Annotated in this window: 11 protein-coding genes and 3 pseudogenes; 7 read left to right on the top strand and 7 right to left on the bottom strand. The window is 63.7% G+C overall.

Annotated elements, in window-relative coordinates; translation table 11 throughout:
* The first annotated feature begins 6 nt into the window (after window positions 1-6).
* The 3 genes and pseudogenes from LOY26_RS11435 (at window position 7) to LOY26_RS11425 (ending at window position 3,839) form a co-directional block, all read left to right on the top strand.
* Window positions 7-1,662, top strand: a complete 1,656-nt coding sequence (locus tag LOY26_RS11435; RefSeq protein ID WP_258714763.1) for a PAS domain-containing sensor histidine kinase — start codon at window positions 7-9, stop codon at window positions 1,660-1,662.
* Between the two features lie 27 nt (window positions 1,663-1,689).
* A pseudogene (locus LOY26_RS11430) lies at window positions 1,690-1,949 on the top strand (PAS domain-containing protein); the annotation flags it as partial.
* Window positions 1,950-2,114: 165 nt separating this feature from the next.
* Window positions 2,115-3,839, top strand: a complete 1,725-nt coding sequence (locus tag LOY26_RS11425) for an ATP-binding protein (protein WP_258714762.1) — start codon at window positions 2,115-2,117, stop codon at window positions 3,837-3,839.
* Between the two features lie 6 nt (window positions 3,840-3,845).
* Here the strand turns inward: LOY26_RS11425 and LOY26_RS11420 are convergent, their stop codons facing one another.
* The 6 genes and pseudogenes from LOY26_RS11420 to LOY26_RS11395 form a co-directional block, all read right to left on the bottom strand.
* Window positions 3,846-4,592, bottom strand: coding sequence for an SDR family oxidoreductase (locus LOY26_RS11420; protein ID WP_186660404.1), 747 nt, complete (start codon window positions 4,590-4,592; stop codon window positions 3,846-3,848).
* Window positions 4,593-5,074: 482 nt separating this feature from the next.
* Window positions 5,075-6,609, bottom strand: a pseudogene (locus LOY26_RS11415) (DHA2 family efflux MFS transporter permease subunit).
* Window positions 6,606-7,799 (bottom strand): HlyD family efflux transporter periplasmic adaptor subunit, encoded by a 1,194-nt coding sequence (locus LOY26_RS11410; RefSeq protein WP_033697453.1) that lies wholly within the window; start codon window positions 7,797-7,799, stop codon window positions 6,606-6,608. The pseudogene LOY26_RS11415 and the gene LOY26_RS11410 overlap by 4 nt, the downstream one beginning before the upstream one ends.
* A gap of 30 nt (window positions 7,800-7,829) precedes the next feature.
* A complete protein-coding gene (locus LOY26_RS11405; protein ID WP_033697451.1) occupies window positions 7,830-8,303 on the bottom strand; it encodes a MarR family winged helix-turn-helix transcriptional regulator in 474 nt (157 codons plus the stop codon).
* 125 nt (window positions 8,304-8,428) lie between these two features.
* Entirely contained in the window at window positions 8,429-9,046 is a 618-nt protein-coding gene (locus LOY26_RS11400; protein ID WP_033697449.1) for a response regulator transcription factor, read from the bottom strand.
* Window positions 9,047-9,058: 12 nt separating this feature from the next.
* A complete protein-coding gene (locus LOY26_RS11395) occupies window positions 9,059-10,465 on the bottom strand; it encodes a sensor histidine kinase (RefSeq protein WP_258714761.1) in 1,407 nt (468 codons plus the stop codon).
* Between the two features lie 196 nt (window positions 10,466-10,661).
* Here LOY26_RS11395 and LOY26_RS11390 point away from each other — a divergent pair, with 196 nt between their 5' ends.
* From LOY26_RS11390 to LOY26_RS11380, 3 genes are all read left to right on the top strand, one after another.
* On the top strand, window positions 10,662-12,284 hold the full coding sequence (locus LOY26_RS11390; RefSeq protein WP_033697445.1) for an acyl-CoA synthetase: 1,623 nt from the start codon (window positions 10,662-10,664) through the stop codon (window positions 12,282-12,284).
* An 80-nt stretch (window positions 12,285-12,364) separates the two neighbouring features.
* Window positions 12,365-14,134 carry an acyl-CoA dehydrogenase C-terminal domain-containing protein gene (locus LOY26_RS11385; protein ID WP_258714760.1) on the top strand — a complete coding sequence of 590 codons (1,770 nt, stop codon included), beginning with the start codon at window positions 12,365-12,367 and terminating at the stop codon, window positions 14,132-14,134.
* 170 nt (window positions 14,135-14,304) lie between these two features.
* Window positions 14,305-15,312: a FecR family protein gene (locus tag LOY26_RS11380; RefSeq protein WP_186660415.1), complete on the top strand. Its 1,008-nt coding sequence runs from the start codon at window positions 14,305-14,307 to the stop codon at window positions 15,310-15,312.
* 4 nt (window positions 15,313-15,316) lie between these two features.
* On the opposite strand, the gene LOY26_RS11375 is transcribed toward LOY26_RS11380, so the two are convergent.
* Entirely contained in the window at window positions 15,317-16,636 is a 1,320-nt protein-coding gene (locus tag LOY26_RS11375) for a Na+/H+ antiporter family protein (protein ID WP_186660418.1), read from the bottom strand.
* Between the two features lie 187 nt (window positions 16,637-16,823).
* On the opposite strand from LOY26_RS11375, the pseudogene LOY26_RS27045 reads away from it, so the two are divergent.
* Window positions 16,824-18,110: pseudogene (locus LOY26_RS27045) on the top strand (HAMP domain-containing protein); the annotation flags it as partial.
* Between the last annotated feature and the right edge of the window lie 100 nt (window positions 18,111-18,210).

Here is an 18,210-nt window from a genome sequence, read left to right as displayed (position 1 = left end):
AACAGCATGCCGCCAGTCACTCAACCCTCCTACCAGCAGCTGCAGGCACGTGTCGCAGAGTTGGAAGCTCTGCTGAGCGAGCGCGAGGACATCGCGCAGGCCAACAACAAACTGCTCGGTCAACTGGTCGACAGCAGCCTGGCCAACGTGTTTGCGGCCGACCGAAAGATGCGCCTGGTGGCAATCAACCGCACTGCCCGCGAAACCTTCCAGCGTTTGCGCGGTTTTGTGCCACAGGTCGGCGATTACATTCCGCAGTTCCTTGCCAACCAACCGGACATCATGGGCCGGTTGGCCCCGGTATGGCCGCGCCTGCTGGCCGGCGAAGCGTTCATCGATACCATCTCCCTCGGGCCACCTGACGACCTGCGCCACTACGAAATCCGCTACAACCCGCTGCGCGATGAGCAGCAGCGCATTCAGGGTGGCTACATGTTCGCCTATGACATCACCGAACGGGTTGCCGAGCAGGGGCGCCTGCGCCAAACCGAAGAAGCCCTGCGCCAATCGCAGAAAATGGAAGCGGTCGGCCAGTTGACCGGCGGCATTGCCCATGACTTCAACAACCTGCTGGGGAGCATGCTTGGCGCACTGGAGTTGGCCGAGCAACGCCTGGGCCAACAGCGCTACTTCGACACTGCCAGGATGCTCGACGTCGGCAAGCACAACGCATTGCGCGCGGCGTCGCTGGTGCAACGCCTGCTGGCATTTTCGCGCCAGCAGACACTGTTGGCGCAACCGGTCGACGTGCAGTTGCTGGTGGCTGACATGAACGACCTGATCCGTAGCTCGATTGATTCGCACATCGACTTCCAGGACCTGACCCAGGCAGGACTGTGGTCGATCTGCATCGACCCTCAGCAGCTGGAAAATGCCCTGCTCAACCTGTGCATCAACGCCCGCGACGCCATGCCGCTGGGCGGCACATTGCGCATTGGTTGCGAAAACACCGAACTCGACAAAGACCAGGCGAGCCGCATGGACCTGCCGTCGGGGCAGTTCTTGCATATCCGCGTGGACGACACCGGCATAGGCATGAGCAAGGACATTATGCAGCGTGCGCTTGATCCCTTCTTCACCACCAAGCCCATGGGCCAGGGTACTGGCCTTGGGTTGTCGATGGTCTACGGCTTTGTGCGCCAGTCGGGCGGCCAGTTACGCATCGACAGCACGCCGGGCCAAGGCACCACCGTTCACCTGTATCTGCCTCGAGACGAAAGCATCACCCCGCCAGCGCCCTGTGTGGCACCCGAAGAGATCCTCGAAAAGCCGCAACATAGGCCTTATCGGATCATGCTGGTTGAAGATCAGGCGACCATGCGCCTGGTGCTCAGCGAAGTGCTGCAAGAACTGGGGCACGAGGTCCAGGTTTGCGAGGACGGCCTTAGCGCCTTCAATGCATTGCGGGAGGGGCCGTTGCCGGATTTGCTGATCACCGATGTCGGCCTGCCCGGCGGCATCGATGGGCAGCAACTCGCCGGGGCCTACCGAAGCCTTGCCAGTGAGGCGCCGGTGATACTGATCACCGGTTATGACATCACCAGCAGCGTGGCCAGCAGTCTGCCTGCCGGCCCTACCGAAGTGCTCTGCAAGCCGTTCGAGCTCAAGGCACTTGCGCAGCGCATCGATCGCCTGCTGGGCGTTGACGCGCATTTGCGTTGAGCGGCTTTTCGCCCTCGCCGTAAACGCGTTAAGCCTTTGTGGCAACGTGCGCTGTCGGGCGAACAGTTCACCTTGACCCAGCATTTAGGCAATGGGGCTGCACAGCGGCATTACGAGCTGTGCTTCAATTGCTTGCGTGCCCCTGATGGCGTTGTTCAAGGCCCTACCTGTTCGCCTACGACATCAGCGAACGGGTCACGGCCCAACAACGTCTGCTCAAGGCTGAGGAGGCATTGCGTCATGCCCAGAAGATGGAGGCCGTTGGCCACTTGAGTGGCGGCATTGCCCAATACCGCGTACGTCACCCGCACAGCAAAGTACTGTTCATTACGGGTACGATGAAAGCGCCGTACTCAGCAACGGTCAGCCACTGGAGGCTTCCAGCGTGCTGACCAAACCTTTCGACCTGGCTGATTAACTAACGGCCACCGGATAGCGATGGAGCGCAAAGGATGCCCAGTGACTCTCGCTTGAGCACTACCGATGAGTTGAATTTTCTACGCCAACGGGTTGATCAACTCGAACGGCGCAACACCGAGTTGAGCAGCGAATTGTCGCGGTTGCACGAGCGCACTCAGGAGGCGGAAGGTTACCGATTCCTGTTCGAGAACATGGAAGAAGGCTTCTGCATCATCCAGTTCATCGACGGCCCTCTGGGGCCATTGAGCGACTACGTGCACTTGATGGCCAACCCCGCTTACTGCCGCCATGCCGGGCTGCCCGATGTGGTGGGCCGCACCCTGCGTGAAGTGATCCCCGACGAGGCCGAGGTCTGGCTCGACTATTTCGGTACGGTGGAGCGCACCGGCAACCCCCTGTATTTCGAGCACGAGCTGCTGGCCACCGAACGCTGCCTGGGCCTTTCGGCAATCCGTATTGAGCCTGCTCACCATCATCAGGTTGCGGTCATCTTTCGTGACGTGACGGCACGCAAGCGCGCTGAAAGCGCCCTGCAACACCTCAACGCAGAACTCGAACAGCGCGTGGAACTGGCCGTGGCGCAGAGCCAGAAGGCCGAGGAAGCGTTGCGCCAGGCGCAAAAGGTCGAAGCCGTGGGGCAATTGACGGGGGGCATCGCGCACGACTTCAACAACCTGCTCGGCGGCATCCTCGGCGCTCTGGAACTGGCCAGAGACAGGCTTGCAGCCGACCCGCGCAAAGCAACGATCAGCCCGCTGCTCGACAGCGCCCACGGTGCTGCGCAACGGGCAGCTGCGCTTGTGCATCGGCTACTGGCGTTCTCCAGGCAGCAAACCTTGCAACCTCGCCCGACGGATGTCGCCGAGTTGGTCAGCGGCATGCTGGACCTGATCAGCCGCAGCACCGGCCCTCACATCGCAATCGACTACCAGTGCAAAGACGCCCTCTGGGCGGTACGTATCGACCCTCCTCAGCTTGAGAGTGCCCTGCTCAACCTGTGCATCAATGCCCGCGATGCCATGCCCAATGGGGGCCGGGTCCGTATCGCGCTGTGCAATACCTCGCTCACGCTTGACCACGCCAGCGAGCTGGAACTGGTACCTGGCGACTATCTGTGCCTGAGGGTCGAGGACACGGGTGGCGGCATGACGGATGACACGCTCAGCCGCGCCGTGGACCCTTTCTTCACCACAAAACCACTGGGCCGCGGCACAGGCCTGGGCTTGTCGATGACCTACGGCTTTGTGCGGCAATCCGGCGGGCAGTTGAAAATCACATCGACGCTTGGGCACGGCACACAGGTGCTGCTGTACCTGCCGAGGTACCACGCGCAATTTGCCCCTGCCGCGCTCAAGCCCCTGGCGCCGGCAGCGCGCCCGAGCAGCGGCGCCGCAAAGCGGATCGTCGTGGTCGAGGATGTAAGCGCGATGCGCCTGGTCATTGCAGAAGTGCTGCATGACCTGGGCCATGAGGTGGAAATGTACGAGGATGGCCCCATGGCGATTGCCGGGCTGGAAAACCAGCCGCCACCTGACCTGCTGGTCAGTGACGTGGGCTTGCCGGGTGGCATCAACGGGCGCCAGTTGGCCGACCGGCTGCGCCTACGCTACACCGGGCTCAAGGTGCTGTTCGTCACAGGTTACGACGAGAGCACGGCGCTTGGCCAAGGCGACCTCGACACGGACATGCGTGTGCTGACCAAGCCCTTCACCCTTGAGGCGCTGGCCGAGCAGGTCGGCCAGTTGCTGGACGGCTGATAGCCCTCAGCGCCCGCCGCCCAGGTCGACGAAGCTGCCGGTGGAATAGGACGCTTTGTCCGAGAGCAACCAGATGATCGCCTCGGCGACTTCTTCAGGCCGGCCACCACGGCCCATGGGCAAACCGGGTTCGAGTTTGGCGACGCGGTCGGGGTCGCCGGAAAGCGCATGGAAGCCGGTGTGTATGTAGCCTGGGCGCACGCCATTGACTCGCACACCGTCCCCCGCCACTTCCTTGGCCAAGCCAAGGGTGAAGGTGTCCAGTGCGCCCTTGGAGGCGGCGTAGTCGACATACTCGTTGGGCGAGCCCAGGCGAGCGGCCACCGAAGAGACGTTGACGATAGCCCCGCCCTGCCCGCCATGCCGGCGTGCCATGCGCAGCAGGGCATGTTTGGCGCAGAGCATGGGGCCGACGACGTTGGTCTTCATCACCTTGAGCAGGCGAAACTCGGACATCTCCTCGACGCGGCTTTGCTGGCCAATGGTGCCAGCATTGTTGACCAGTGCAGTGACGGGACCAAGTTCCTGGTCGACGCGCTGAAACAGCTGGATGACCTCATCCTCGACGCTGGCGTCGGCGCGCACGGCGATCACCTCGGCGCCCAATGCCCGCACCTGGCTGAGGATATGCTCGGCGGCCTGGTCGTCGGCGTGATAGTTGATGCAGATGCGATAACCCTGCTGTGCTGCCAGCAGCGCGGTGGCGGCGCCGATACCTCGACTGGCGCCAGTGATGACGATGACATTCTCCATGGGTCTGCCAATGTGTTTGAAAGTGGAGCTTGGACAATAGGGGAAATACCAACTCAAGGGAATGACATCAACCCTGCAAAGCGTGCTATCCCCCCCGCTCTTGATCTGGCTCTTGATCCAGCTCTTGATCTTGATCTTGATCTTCAGCGACTCAGGAGGCCGAGCGCAGGCGTCTGGAGGGCCAGGTGCGCAGCACCCTTCGGCGTAGCCGAAGGCGCGAGATGTAGGTTTGCGCAGCAAACCGTAGGCCGCGCGGGCCCGGAAGGCGCCGGAGCGAGGGAACCCCGAAGCGCAGCGTAGGGGCCGTATGATGGAGCGCAGCCCTTTTTGGTTACTTTTTGGGGCGTTTGCCAAAAAGTGACCCGCTGTAAGAGCGGAACGGTGACTAAGCGTCACCCTCGCAAATGGACTCCGCCAGATATCAATACCAACCGATCAATATCACCGACTAGTATCACCGACCAATATCACCGACCAACCAATCAATGCCCAGCCGAAGCCGGCCCAGCCTTGGCCGTAAACGGCGGCCGCGCAAACCACACCAACAAGATCAACCCAGCAAACACCCACGTCATCATCATGAAGTAGTCCACCGTCGACATCATGTAAGCCTGCGCATTCAGAATCTGCTCCAACTGCGCATAATGCTGCGGGCTAGCCCCCCAAGCTGCTCAAGCGTATGCCGAGTCGCCGGGTCAAACTGGCTGATGTTCTCGCTCAAGTAGGCATGATGCTGATCAGCCCGGCGAATCCAGATCCAGGTCGTCAACGACGCCGCAAAGCTCCCCCCCAGCGTACGCAGGAACGTCGCCAGCCCCGAGCCATCGGCAATCTGATGCGGCGGCAGGTCCGAAAGCAGAATGCTCAACGTCGGCATGAAGAACAGCGCAACGCCAATCCCCATGAACAGCTGCACCAACGCCACATGCTGGAAGTCCACCTCACTGGTAAACCCGGCACGCATGAAGCAACTGGTGCCAATGGCCAGAAACGCCAACCCTGCCAACAGGCGCAAGTCGAACCGGTGCGCGTACTTGCCGACAAAGGGCGACATGATCACTGGCAACAGCCCGATGGGCGCCACCGCCAGCCCCGCCCAGGTAGCCGTATAGCCCATCTGCGTCTGCAGCCACTGCGGCAGGATCAAGTTGATACCGAAGAACCCCGCATACCCCCCGACCAAGACGATGGTGCCGACCCGGAAGTTGCGGTGCACGAACAACCGCAGGTTCACCACCGGGTGCCGGTCGGTCAGTTCCCAGATCACGAACACCGCCAGGAACACCACCGAGATCAGGCTGCCGATGATGATGAACGACGACTCGAACCAGTCCAGGTCATTGCCTTTGTCGAGCACCACCTGCAACGCGCCGACACCGACGATCAGCGTCAGCAGGCCGATGTAGTCCATCGGCTGACGGCTGGTCACCACCGGCCGCGTGCGCATCTGTTGGCGTACCACGGCGGCGGCGAACAGGCCGATGGGGACGTTGATGAAGAAGATCCATGGCCAGCTGTAACTGTCGGTGATCCAGCCCCCCAGTATCGGCCCGGCAATCGGCGCCACCACCGTGACCATCGCCAGCAGTGCCAGGGCCATGCCCCGCTTGGCCGGGGGGTACACGGCAATCAGCAAGGTCTGGGTCATCGGGTACAACGGCCCCGCCACCACCCCTTGCAGCACACGAAAGCCCACCAGCTCCGGCATCGACTGGGCGATCCCGCACAGGAACGATGCCAGCACGAACAGCAACGTGGCCCAGATGAACAGCTTCACCTCACCAAAGCGCCGGCTCAGCCAGCCCGTCAGCGGCAAGGCGATCGCGTTGCTCACCGCGAACGAGGTGATCACCCATGTGCCCTGCTCGTAGCTCACCCCCAGGTTGCCGGAGATGGTCGGCAAGGCCACGTTGGCGATGGTGGTGTCGAGCACCTGCATGAACGTCGCCAACGACAGGCCGATGGTGGTCAGCAACAGGCTCGGCGGGGTGAACTGGGCGGCGGCCTGGTTGCTCATCGCTGCGCCGTCTTGCCGGATGCGCTGTTGTCGTGAATCAGCCGGGCAATCAGGTGGTCGGCTTCGACCAGTTGGCGGTCATACACCTGGGTGGTGTAGCTGGCCTGTTGCGGGGGTTGCTGGGCCAGGGTCGGGCCGCTCTGGTCGTGCAGGTCGACCTCGACCACCGTGGACAGGCCGATCCGCAGCGGATGGTCCTTGAGCTGATCAGGGCTCAAGTGAATACGCACCGGTACCCGTTGCACGATCTTGATCCAGTTGCCGGTGGCATTTTGCGCCGGCAGCAGCGCGAAGGCGCTGCCCGTACCTGCACCGAGGCTGTCCACCGTGCCGCTGTACTTGACCTCGCTGCCGTACAGGTCAGCGCTGATTTCCACCGGCTGACCGATGCGCATGTCGCGCAGCTGGGTTTCCTTGAAGTTGGCATCGATCCACACCTGGTCCAGGGGGATCACCGCCATGGTCGCGGTGCCAGGTTGCAGGCGCTGCCCCAGTTGCACGGTGCGCTTGGCGACATAACCGGTCACCGGCGCCACCAAGGTGGTGCGGGCATTGTCCAGGTAGGCCTGGCGCAGGTCGGCCGCAGCTGCCATGACTTCGGGGTGCGAGGACACCACAGTGTCATCGACCAGCGCGGTGCTGGTATTGAGCTGCTGGCGGGCGCTGGTGAGGGCGCTCTGAGCGACGCTCAGGTCGTCGCGAGCGTGGGAGATTTCTTCCGCTGCAATCGCCCCGCTGTCGGCCAGCACCTTGCGCCGGTTGTAGTTGTCCTGGGCCTTCTGCAACTCGGCCTGGCGTGTCTGCAACTGGGCCTTGAGCGCATCCACGTTGCTGTACAGGCCGCGCACCTGACGCACCGTGCGCGCCAGCTTGGCTTCGGCGGACTGCAGCGCCACCTCGCTGTCGGCCGGGTCGAACTGCAGCAACACCTGGCCGGCATGGACCAGGTCGCCGTCATCGGCACCAATGCTGGTGACGGTACCGGTCACCAGCGGGGTGATCTCTACCACGTTGCCGTTGACGTAGGCGTCATCGGTGCTCTCGTGCCAACGCCCGACCAGGGAGTACCAGGCCCAGGCGCCGATGCCGCCAACAATCAACAGCAGCAGCAGGCCGAGCAGCCAGGCCTTGCGTTTGCGCGACGGCTCGGGCGCGTCGGCGGGGGGTGTGGTGTCTGTGGGAGTAGCCATGACAATACCTTGGAAAATGCGTAACAGGGATCAACGATCGCCGAAGCGGCGGATCGTCAGAGGGTCGCCAGCGCTGAGCAGCACCTTGGCCAGCAAGCCCTCGAGGGTCTTGAGTTCTTCAGGTTGCAGCACGCCGCACAACTCGTTCATCGCCGCCGCACCGATCTCTGGCAGCCGATCAGCCAGGCGCTGGCCATCGTCGGTCAGGGCCAGGCGCACCTGGCGGCGATCGTCAGCGCAGCGGTTGCGTACGATCAGGCCCTTCTGTTCGAGGCGATCGAGCATGCGGGTCATCGAACCACTGTCCAGGCCCAGGTAGCGGCACAGCTCGGCCGGGGTGTCGACCTGGTACTGGGTGACGATGATCAACACTTTGAACTGCGCGGCGGTGACGCCCTCGGATTCAAGGTGCCAGTCAAGAATGCGGTCCTTGAGGATCGCCGCGCGGCCCAACAGCATGCCAATGGCACAGGTCTGGAAATTCTCGGGAGAAAAATGCGCCATAGGATCTGCCGTGGGTAATTGTGTGGAAATGTTACTGCCTAGGCAGTGAATGTCAAAGCTTTGATTAGGCTGCTATGCAAAACTTCATGATTTGACGCTCATGACTTGCTGATGTGGTTGCGCTGCTACGCCAACGCCGGCACCGCGCCACAGGCAATCGCCATGCCCACCAGCTCGGCCAGGCTGCCGGCCTGCAGCCGTTTCATCACCCGCCCCCGGTACAAGTCCACGGTCTTCACGCTAACCCCCAACTGCACGGCGATCTCGCGGTTGCTCAGGCCTTGGGCCAGCGGCACGAACACATCGCGCTCGCGCGGTGTCAGGCCATCGATGCGCGCCTGCACCTGGGCCAGCGCCTGGTTGCCCTGACGCGCGCGGCCGGCGCGCTCAAGCGCTTCCTGCACACTGTCGAGCAGCAACTGGTCACTGTACGGCTTCTCGATGAAGTCGCAGGCACCGGCCTTGAATGCCCGCACCACGATCGGCACATCGGCATGGCCGCTGACGAAGATCACCGGTAAGTCCAGGCCCCGCTCCCTCATCAGCTGCTGCACCGCCAGCCCACCCAGCCCCGGCATCCGCACATCCAGCAGCACACAGGCGGGCCCATCATCCCGGCACGCGTCCAGAAACGCCTGGCCACTGGCAAACGACAGGGCCTCAAGCCCCACCGACTGCAACAGCCAGACCGTGGAATCACGCATGCCCTGGTCGTCGTCGACCACATACACTTTCGCTTGCACCCTGACCTCCTCTTATCCCCTGCTCACCGCCAGGCGGCAGCACACTACCAAACCGCCCTGCTCGCCCGCACGTGCCCACACACTGCCGCCAAACCCTTCGACAAGGCTGCGACTCATGCTCAAGCCCAGCCCCAGGCCATCGGCCTTGCTGGTGGTGAACGGGGTAAAAATGTCTTCCAGGCGTTCGGCCGCAACCCCTGGCCCTTGGTCGGCCACCTCCACCAACACCCCATCACCCTCGCGCACGGCGGCCAGGCGGATACGTGACGGGCGTTCGCCATGCTGCTCGCGGTTGGCATCAATGGCGTTGCGCAGCAGGTTCAGCAGCACCTGCTCAAGCAATACCCGATCGGCATACACCGCCGGCAATTGCGCGCTCACGCGCAGCTCGATGCTGACCTGGTCACGCGCCGCCTCCCAGGCACACAGGCGCATGGCCTCGTTGACGACATCCAGCATGTCCAGTGCCTGTAGCCGCCGCGGCCCTTTACGCAGAAACGCCCGTAGCCTGCGGATCACTTGCGCGGCGTGGGTCGCCTGCTCAGTGATGCGTTGCAGCCCCTGCCCGACCCGCACGCGTGCCTGCGGGTCGCGCTCCAGGCCTTGCAGGTAACGCTGACTGGCATTGGCATAGTTGACCACCGCCGCCAACGGTTGATTGATCTCGTGGGCGATGCCCGAGGCCAACTCGCCGAGGGTGGCGAGCCGGGCACTGTGCGCCAGGTTCTCCTGGGCCTCGATGCGCAAGGTGATGTCACGCGAGACACTGACGACCTCCACCACGGCCCCGGTATAGGTTTCGCGGATGGCGCGGCTGGCGATCTCGAACCAGCGGTAGCCGCCAGCGGCCTGGCGCACCCGGCAGGTCATGGTGTGATAACCGTCCTGGTTCAGGGCGGCGGCCGCCTGAGCCAGCACCTGGCGGCGCTCGCGCGGGTGCAGCAAGGTCCGTACGGCCATGCCTCGCAGTTGCTCGGGCCACAGGCCCAACAGGCGGAACGCCGCCGGTGAGGCATCAAGAAAACGGCCATCGGGGCTGTGCCGGGAAATCAGGTCGGTGGTGTTCTCGATGATCAAGCGGTACAGGCGCCGGGCGCGGCTGGCTTCGCGCGCTCCCTGGCGCTCGGCACTGGCGTCACGGCAGCGGCCGAGTACCTGCTGGCCTTGGTCGTCGGGGATGAACGTCCACAGCACGATGCGCTCGCCCACTTCTACTTGCACATCGGCAATTGCCCGGTGCTGTCGCAGGCAGGCGCGCACCAGTGCGGCGCAGTTGGCCGGCAGCCAGCAGGCCAGCGCAGGGCCTTCATCAACCCAGGCCTGCAAGGCCGGGTTGCTGGCCAGCGGCCTGGCATCGGCGGCCAGCAGCAGGCTGGGCTGGGGGTCTTTGGCGAGCAAGGGAGAGCGGGTCTTGTCCACGATGTGAGGCTCGTTGTTATAGTAGTTTTACTATATTGCTATAGTCGATATTCCATCTACCATAGCGACTCGCGTAAAACTGCGACAGGGGAATTGCGGCCAACCGTACGCCTTCCCACACCCTGAACAGAGCTAACAATCAGCCACCGGGGGCCAAGCGCACAGGCTGCGCCTGCCTCCCCTACAGGATTACCGCATGTCGATCTATGCCCAGGGCCTGATGCCCGCTGCCGTCAACCACGTCGCCCTCACCCCACTGAGCTTCATCGAACGCACCGCAGCCGTGTATGGCAACTACCCGGCTGTCATCCATGGCGCCATCCGCCGCACCTGGCAGGAAACCTACCAACGCTGCCGGCGCCTGGCCAGCGCACTGGCCGGCCGTGGCGTCGGGCGTGGCGACACGGTAGCGGTCATGCTGCCAAACACCCCGGCCATGCTCGAAGCGCACTTCGGCATCCCCATGACCGGTGCAGTGCTCAACACCCTCAACGTTCGCCTGGACGCTGAAGCCATCGCCTTCATGCTGCAACACGGCGAGGCCAAGGTGCTGATCACCGACCGCGAATTCCACTCGGTCATCGAAGCTGCCCTCGCCTTGCTCGAACACCCGCCCCTGGTGGTCGATGTCGATGACCCGGAGTACGGCGAAGGCCGCGCGGTCAGCGAGCTGGATTACGAGGCCCTGCTGGCCGAGGGTGACCCGGACTTCGCCTGGGAATGGCCCGATGACGAATGGCAGGCCATTTCGCTCAACTACACCTCCGGCACCACCGGCAACCCCAAGGGCGTGGTCTATCACCATCGCGGCGCTTACCTCAATGCCCTGGGCAACCAGATGACCTGGGCCATGGGCCACCGCCCGGTGTACCTGTGGACCCTGCCGATGTTCCACTGCAACGGCTGGTGCTACCCCTGGACCATCACCGCCCTGGCAGGCACCCACGTATTCCTGCGCCGGGTGGACCCGCAGAAGATCCTCACCCTGATCCGCGAACATCGGGTCACGCACCTGTGCGGCGCACCCATCGTGCTCAACGCCCTGGTCAACATGCCTGAGGCCGCCAAGGCTGCCATCGAGCACCCGGTGCAGGCGATGGTCGCAGGTGCCGCGCCACCGGCCAAGGTGATTGGTGCAGTGGAAGAAATGGGCATTCAGGTGACCCACACCTACGGCCTGACCGAGGTATACGGGCCAGTGACGGTATGCGCCTGGCATGAAGCGTGGGACGGGTTGCCGCTCGAGGAACGTGCGCGCATCAAGTCGCGCCAGGGCGTGCGCTACCCGACCCTCGACGGCCTGATGGTCGCCGACCCGCAAACCCTCGCGCCGGTACCGCGTGACGGTAACACCCTGGGCGAGATCTTCATGCGTGGCAACACAGTGATGAAGGGCTACCTTAAAAACCCCGAAGCCACGGCCGAAGCCTTCCGCGGTGGCTGGTTCCATACTGGGGACCTGGCCGTGTGGCACGCCGATGGCTATGTCGAGATCAAGGATCGGCTCAAGGACATCATCATCTCCGGTGGCGAGAACATCTCTACCATCGAAGTCGAGGACGCCCTGTACAAGCACCCGGCGGTACTTGAAGCCGCCGTGGTGGCACGCCCCGACGAGAAATGGGGCGAGACACCGTGCGCCTTCGTTGCCCTCAAGCCTGGCCGGGAAGACACCCGCGAAGCCGACATCAGCAGTTGGTGCCGGGAGCACCTGGCCGGCTTCAAGGTGCCCAAGACGGTGATCTTCGGCGAACTGCCGAAGACCTCCACCGGCAAGATCCAGAAGTACCTCCTGCGCGACCGGGCCAAAGCCCTCTGACCGTTCATTGGCCTCGTCGTCGGCAATCCGCCGCCGAGGCCAGCACCACACCCGTTGCTTCTACACCTACCGAGCCGCTGATGACCGACTACATCGCCCCCCTGCGCGACATGCGCTTTATCCTGCGTGACGTTTTCAACGCCCCTGCCCTGTGGGCACGCCTGCCCGCCCTGGCCGAGCGCATCGACGCCGACACCGCCGATGCCATCCTCGAAGAAGCGGCCAAGGTCACCGGCCAACTGATCGCCCCGCTCAGCCGCAACGGTGACGAACAAGGCGTGCACTTCGAGGCCGGCCGGGTGAGCACCCCGGACGGTTTCCGCGAAGCCTGGCGCACCTACCGGGAAGGCGGCTGGGTCGGCCTGGGGGGCAACCCCGAGCATGGCGGCATGGGCATGCCGAAGATGCTTGGCGTGCTGTTCGAAGAGATGCTCTACGCTGCCGATTGCAGCTTCAGCCTGTATTCCGCCTTGAGCGCCGGCAGTTGCCTGGCGATCGATGCCCACGCCAGCAAGACGCTCAAGGCCACCTACCTGCCACCGCTCTACGAAGGCCGCTGGGCCGGCACCATGTGCCTGACCGAGCCCCAGGCCGGCACCGACCTGGGGTTGATCCGCACCCGCGCCGAGCCACAGGCCGATGGCAGTTATCGCATCACTGGCAGCAAGATCTTCATCACCGGTGGCGAGCAGGACCTGACCGAGAATATCGTCCACCTGGTGCTGGCCAAGCTGCCGGATGCCCCCACTGGCGCCAAAGGTATCTCGTTGTTCCTGGTGCCCAAGTACCAGGTCAATGCCGATGGCAGCCTGGGTGGGCGCAACGCCGTGCATTGCGGCTCGGTCGAGCACAAAATGGGCATCAAGGCCTCGGCCACCTGCGTGATGAACTTCGATGGCGCCACGGGCTACCTGGTGGGCGAAGCGAACAAGGGCCTGGCGGCCATGTTCACCATGATGAATTACGAGCGGTTGTCCATCGGCATCCAGGGTATCGGCTGCGCCGAAGCGTCGTACCAGAGCGCTGCGCGCTACGCCGGCGAACGCCTGCAAAGCCGCGCCGCCAGTGGCCCGCAGGCACGGGGCAAGGTGGCCGACCCGATCATCCAGCATGGCGATGTGCGGCGCATGCTGCTGACCATGCGCACCCTCACCGAGGGCGGCCGGGCATTCGCGGCCTACGTGGGGCAACAACTGGACCTGGCCCGTTATGCCGAAGATACAGGCGAGCGTGAACATGCCCAACGCCTGGTGGCGCTGCTCACGCCGGTGGCCAAGGCCTTTTTCACCGACAATGGCCTGGAAAGCTGTGTGCTCGGCCAGCAGGTGTACGGGGGCCATGGCTACATCCGCGAATGGGGCCAGGAACAGCGGGTGCGCGACGTGCGCATCGCGCAGATCTACGAAGGCACCAACGGCATCCAGGCCCTCGACCTGCTCGGGCGCAAGGTACTGGCCGATGGTGGCCAGGCCCTGGCCAGCTTCACCGCCGAAGTGCGCGCGTTCAGCGTTGCCGCGCCGCTGCATCGCGAAGCTCTACAGGCCAGCGTTGCGCGCCTGGAAGCGACCAGTGCGTGGTTGCGGGCCCAGGCCAGTGAAGACGCCAACCTGGTCAGCAGCGTGGCCGTGGAGTACCTGCACCTGTTCGGCCTAACCGCCTATGCCTACATGTGGGCGCGCATGGCAGCCGTGGCGCAGGCCAAGCATGAACAAGACCCCGCTTTCCATGGGGCGAAGCTGGCCTGTGCGGCGTTCTTCTTTCAGCGCATCCTGCCGCGCAGCCTTGGGCTGGAGGCAAGCATCCGGGCGGGTAGCGCCAGCCTTTATGGCATGACAGAAGCGCAGTTCTGATCGGCCCAGGGGGTGTGCAGCGCCCCCTGGCATTGCCCGCGAAGGGTTCTCAAACGCTGAAATTCCATTGCAAATCCGACGAAAAACCGTCACAACTGATAGTCATTCGCCATTACCTCGGTTCTCGGGACCCCTTAGCAAGGGTAGAATGCGCAAAACCCGGAGCCGCAATGAACCACGACCGCCTCAATCCCAGCTCAGACGATGCCATCACCGACGCCGCCGCGCATTGGTGCATGCGCCTGCACGCCGAAGATTGCACTGCGGCCGAGCGTGAGGCGTTCGCCCGCTGGCTGGCGGCCGACCTACGGCACGCCGAGGAATACCACGCGATGCTGGAGATCTGGCAAACCGCCGACCTGCTGCCACGCAACGCCACCGTGGTCGATTTCAACCCGCCTGCACGCCAAGCACCGCGGGTACGCAACTGGCGCCCGCTGGCCTCGGCCGCGGCCATTGCCCTGGCGGTGCTGCCCTTGGCCGGCTGGCTAGGCTGGGAACAAGGCTGGCTGCCGAACCACTACCAGCACTTCGAAGCCAGCAACCGCATGCAGACGGTGGAACTGAGCGACGGCAGCACGGTGGAACTCAACCTCAACACCGAGCTGACCTACCTCAACTACAAAGACCAACGTCAGGTCACCCTCAAGCGCGGCGAGGCGTTTTTCAAGGTGCAGCACGACAGTGCACACCCGTTCATCGTCCGCGCAGGCCGCGGCCAGACCCGCGTCACCGGCACCCAGTTCAACGTGTGGAAGTACCAGGACCAGGTCAAGGTCACGCTGGTGGAAGGCTCGGTGCTGGTCACCAGTGACGGCAGCGCGGGCGGTTACCGCCTCGGCCCTGGGATGCAGGCCAGCTATCACAAAGGTGATTTCGAGCCACAACTGGAGCAGAGCGACGATTACGGCAATACCCTGGCCTGGCGCAGTGGCAAGCTGGTGCTCGACAACCTGAGCCTGGAGCAGGCGTTGCCGGTGATCAACCGCTACCTCGACGCCCCGCTGCTGCTGGCTGATGCCAGCACCGGCCGGATCCGCATCAGCGGCATCTACAACACCCGTGAAGTCGGGCGCCTGGTCAACAACCTGCCCAAGGTACTGCCGGTGTACCTCACCCGCAGCAAGGACGGCAGCACCGTCCTCAACCGCATTTCGCCGCCGCCCGGCAAGGGCTGACGCCTTACAGCGTCATCGCCGCCAACCAGCCGAAGGCCAACAGCGGCAGGTTGTAATGTAGGAAGGTCGGCACCACGGTGTCCCAGATATGGTGGTGCTGGCCATCCACATTCAGGCCCGAGGTCGGCCCCAGGGTCGAGTCCGACGCTGGCGAACCAGCATCCCCCAACGCCCCCGCGGTGCCGACAATACACACCGTGGCCAGTGGGTCGAAGCCCAGCTGCACGCACAGTGGCACGAAGATCGCCGCCAGGATGGGCACGGTGGAGAACGACGAGCCGATGCCCATGGTCACCAGCAGGCCCACCAGCAGCATCAGCAAAGCGCCGACGCCCTTGCTGTGGTCGATCCACTGCGCTGACGCCTGGACCAGGCTGTTGACCTCGCCGGTGGCCTTCATCACATCGGCAAAGCCCGAGGCGGCAATCATGATGAAGCCGATCATGGCCATCATCTTCATGCCTTCGGTGAACAGGTCGTCGGTGTCTTTCCAGCGCACGATGCCAGACAGCGAGAAGATCAGGAACCCGACCATGGCGCCGATGATCATCGAGTTCAGCCACAGCTGAACAATGAACGCTGCGGCGATCGCCAGGCCCGCGACCATCAGGGTCAACGGGTTGTATTGCACGCTCACCTGCTCGACCTGCTCGATACGCGCCAGGTCGTAATCGCGCTTCTTGCGGTAACTCCACAACACCGCCAGCAATAGGCCGGCGAGCATGCCCGCAGCCGGAATAGCCATGGCATGGGTGACGTTGACGCCACTCACATCGACCCCGGCCCGGGCGACGTTGGCCAGCAGAATTTCGTTTAGGAAGATGTTGCCAAAGCCCACCGGCAGGAACATGTACGGCGTGATAAGGCCAAAGGTGATGACGCAGGCGATCAGCCGGCGGTCGATGCGCAAACGCGTCACCACATACAGCAGCGGCGGCACCAGCAACGGGATGAAGGCGATGTGGATGGGCAGGATGTTCTGCGACGACACCGCCACCACCAGCATCAGACCGATCAGCAGCCACTTGACTTTGTCGCCATTGGCGTGGCCCTGGCGATCGATCATGGCCAGGGCACGGTCAGCCAGGGCGTGCGCCAGCCCGGACTTGGCGATGGCTACCGCAAAGGCTCCCAGTAGCGCATACGACAACGCCACTGTGGCGCCCCCGCCCAGGCCGCCATTGAAGGCCTTGAGCGTCCCCTCGATGCCCAGCCCGCCGACCAGGCCACCGACCAGCGCGCCGATGATCAGGGCGATGACCACGTGCACGCGCGACAGGCTGAGTATCAGCATGATGCCGACTGCGGCGATCACTGCATTCATGGTTTGGCTTTCCTCGTAGCTGCGGACAAAAAAGCGGGCACTCTGAAGCAGTGGGCGGCAGATGTCAAAAGCGCCACGTGTCGGCGCATTACCCAGCCCCTTCGAGTTTAAATTGAACGTTTGAATAAAGAAAAAAGCGCCACGGCCGACACAGTCGTCAGCCAGCACTATTACAAGGGATTCGCCCATGCCTTTGCGACAACTTTCCATCCAGTGGAAGATCACCCTGCTTGCCGGTCTCTGCCTGGCCGGTATCGTCACCCTGCTCGTCGGCCTCTCGCTGTACCGCATGGACCACAGTTCAGACCTGGTCAAGGCAAGCAGCATGCAGATGCTCACCGAGGCGGCCCAGGGGCGCATCGAGTCGCAAGGTGAAGTGCAGGCCTTGAACATTCGCCGTCAGTTCATGGACGCCTACCAGTACGGCGCCGGCTTCGCCCGCCAGGTACTGTTCCTGCGCGAGCAGGCCGAAAAGCGCTTTCTCGATGCCTACGACCTGCGCGAGGACATGACGCGCCAGGTACGTGCCGCGCTGCAGGCCAACCCTGACCTGCTCGGTTTGTCGCTGGTGTTCGAGCCCAACGCGCTGGACAACAAGGACAACCTGTTCACCGCCAAGCCCGAGCTGGGCAGCAACGAAACCGGGCGTTTCGCCCTGTACTGGTCGCAACCGCGTGCCGGCCAGCTGACGGCCATGGCCCTGCCCGAACAGGACATGGCCAACACCGAGATCGGCCCCAGCGGCCAGCCCGCCAACACCTGGTGGGTGTGCCCGCGCAACACTGGCAAGGTCTGCGTGGTGGAGCCCTACTTCTATGACATCGATGGCCAGCGGGTGCTGATGACCAGCATCGTCTTCCCCCTGGCAGTCAACGGCAAGGTGATCGCCACCCTGTCCATCGACATCAACCTCAACAGCCTGCAGGCCTTGACCCAGAATGCCAGCCGCAGTCTGTACGAAGGCCGCACCACCGTCGGCATCCTCAGCCCGGTGGGCCTGTTGGCCGGTTACAGCGCCGATGCCGGCAAGCTGGCCCAGCGCTTCGACCAGGTCGACACGGCCAAGGGTGCCGAACTGGTGCGCAAGCTGGCCGAAGGCAAGTTGAGCATCCTGCATGACCAGCAGCGCCTCAAGGTGCTTGCTGCCTTCGAGCCGATCCCCGGCGCCCAGCCCTGGGGCGTGCTGCTGGATGTACCGGAAAACGCGCTGACCGGGCCTGCCGAAACGCTGAAGCAGGAACTGGACGCACTGAACACCAGCGGCACCCTGCTGGAGCTGGGCCTGGGCCTGGCCGCTGCGATCGCCGGCCTGCTGCTGGTGTGGTTGATGGCCCGCGGTGTTACCCGGCCGATACTCGGTGTGGCAGCGATGCTCAAGGACATCGCCAGCGGCGAAGGTGACCTGACCCGTCGCCTGACCTACCAGAAGCACGACGAACTGGGCGAGCTGGCGGGTTGGTTCAACCGCTTCCTCGACAAGCTGCAGCCGACCATTGCCGAGGTCAAGCAATCGGTACAGGCCGCCCGAGGCACCGCCGACCAGTCCTCGGCCATCGCCAGCGAAACCAGCGCCG

The sequence above is a fragment of the Pseudomonas sp. B21-047 genome (assembly GCF_024748775.1).
GTDB classification, from domain to species: domain Bacteria; phylum Pseudomonadota; class Gammaproteobacteria; order Pseudomonadales; family Pseudomonadaceae; genus Aquipseudomonas; species Aquipseudomonas capeferrum.
This window is presented reverse-complemented; position numbering and strand designations above follow the sequence as displayed.

What these genes read in the sequence shown, in the direction of transcription:
- LOY26_RS11435 (WP_258714763.1), top strand. Translation starts at nt 7, where the DNA reads ATGCCGCCAGTCACTCAACCCTCCTACCAGCAGCTGCAGGCACGTGTC.
- LOY26_RS11425 (WP_258714762.1), top strand. Translation starts at nt 2,115, where the DNA reads ATGCCCAGTGACTCTCGCTTGAGCACTACCGATGAGTTGAATTTTCTA.
- LOY26_RS11420 (WP_186660404.1), bottom strand. Translation starts at nt 4,592, where the DNA reads ATGGAGAATGTCATCGTCATCACTGGCGCCAGTCGAGGTATCGGCGCC.
- LOY26_RS11410 (WP_033697453.1), bottom strand. Translation starts at nt 7,799, where the DNA reads ATGGCTACTCCCACAGACACCACACCCCCCGCCGACGCGCCCGAGCCG.
- LOY26_RS11405 (WP_033697451.1), bottom strand. Translation starts at nt 8,303, where the DNA reads ATGGCGCATTTTTCTCCCGAGAATTTCCAGACCTGTGCCATTGGCATG.
- LOY26_RS11390 (WP_033697445.1), top strand. Translation starts at nt 10,662, where the DNA reads ATGTCGATCTATGCCCAGGGCCTGATGCCCGCTGCCGTCAACCACGTC.
- LOY26_RS11385 (WP_258714760.1), top strand. Translation starts at nt 12,365, where the DNA reads ATGACCGACTACATCGCCCCCCTGCGCGACATGCGCTTTATCCTGCGT.
- LOY26_RS11380 (WP_186660415.1), top strand. Translation starts at nt 14,305, where the DNA reads ATGAACCACGACCGCCTCAATCCCAGCTCAGACGATGCCATCACCGAC.
- LOY26_RS11375 (WP_186660418.1), bottom strand. Translation starts at nt 16,636, where the DNA reads ATGAATGCAGTGATCGCCGCAGTCGGCATCATGCTGATACTCAGCCTG.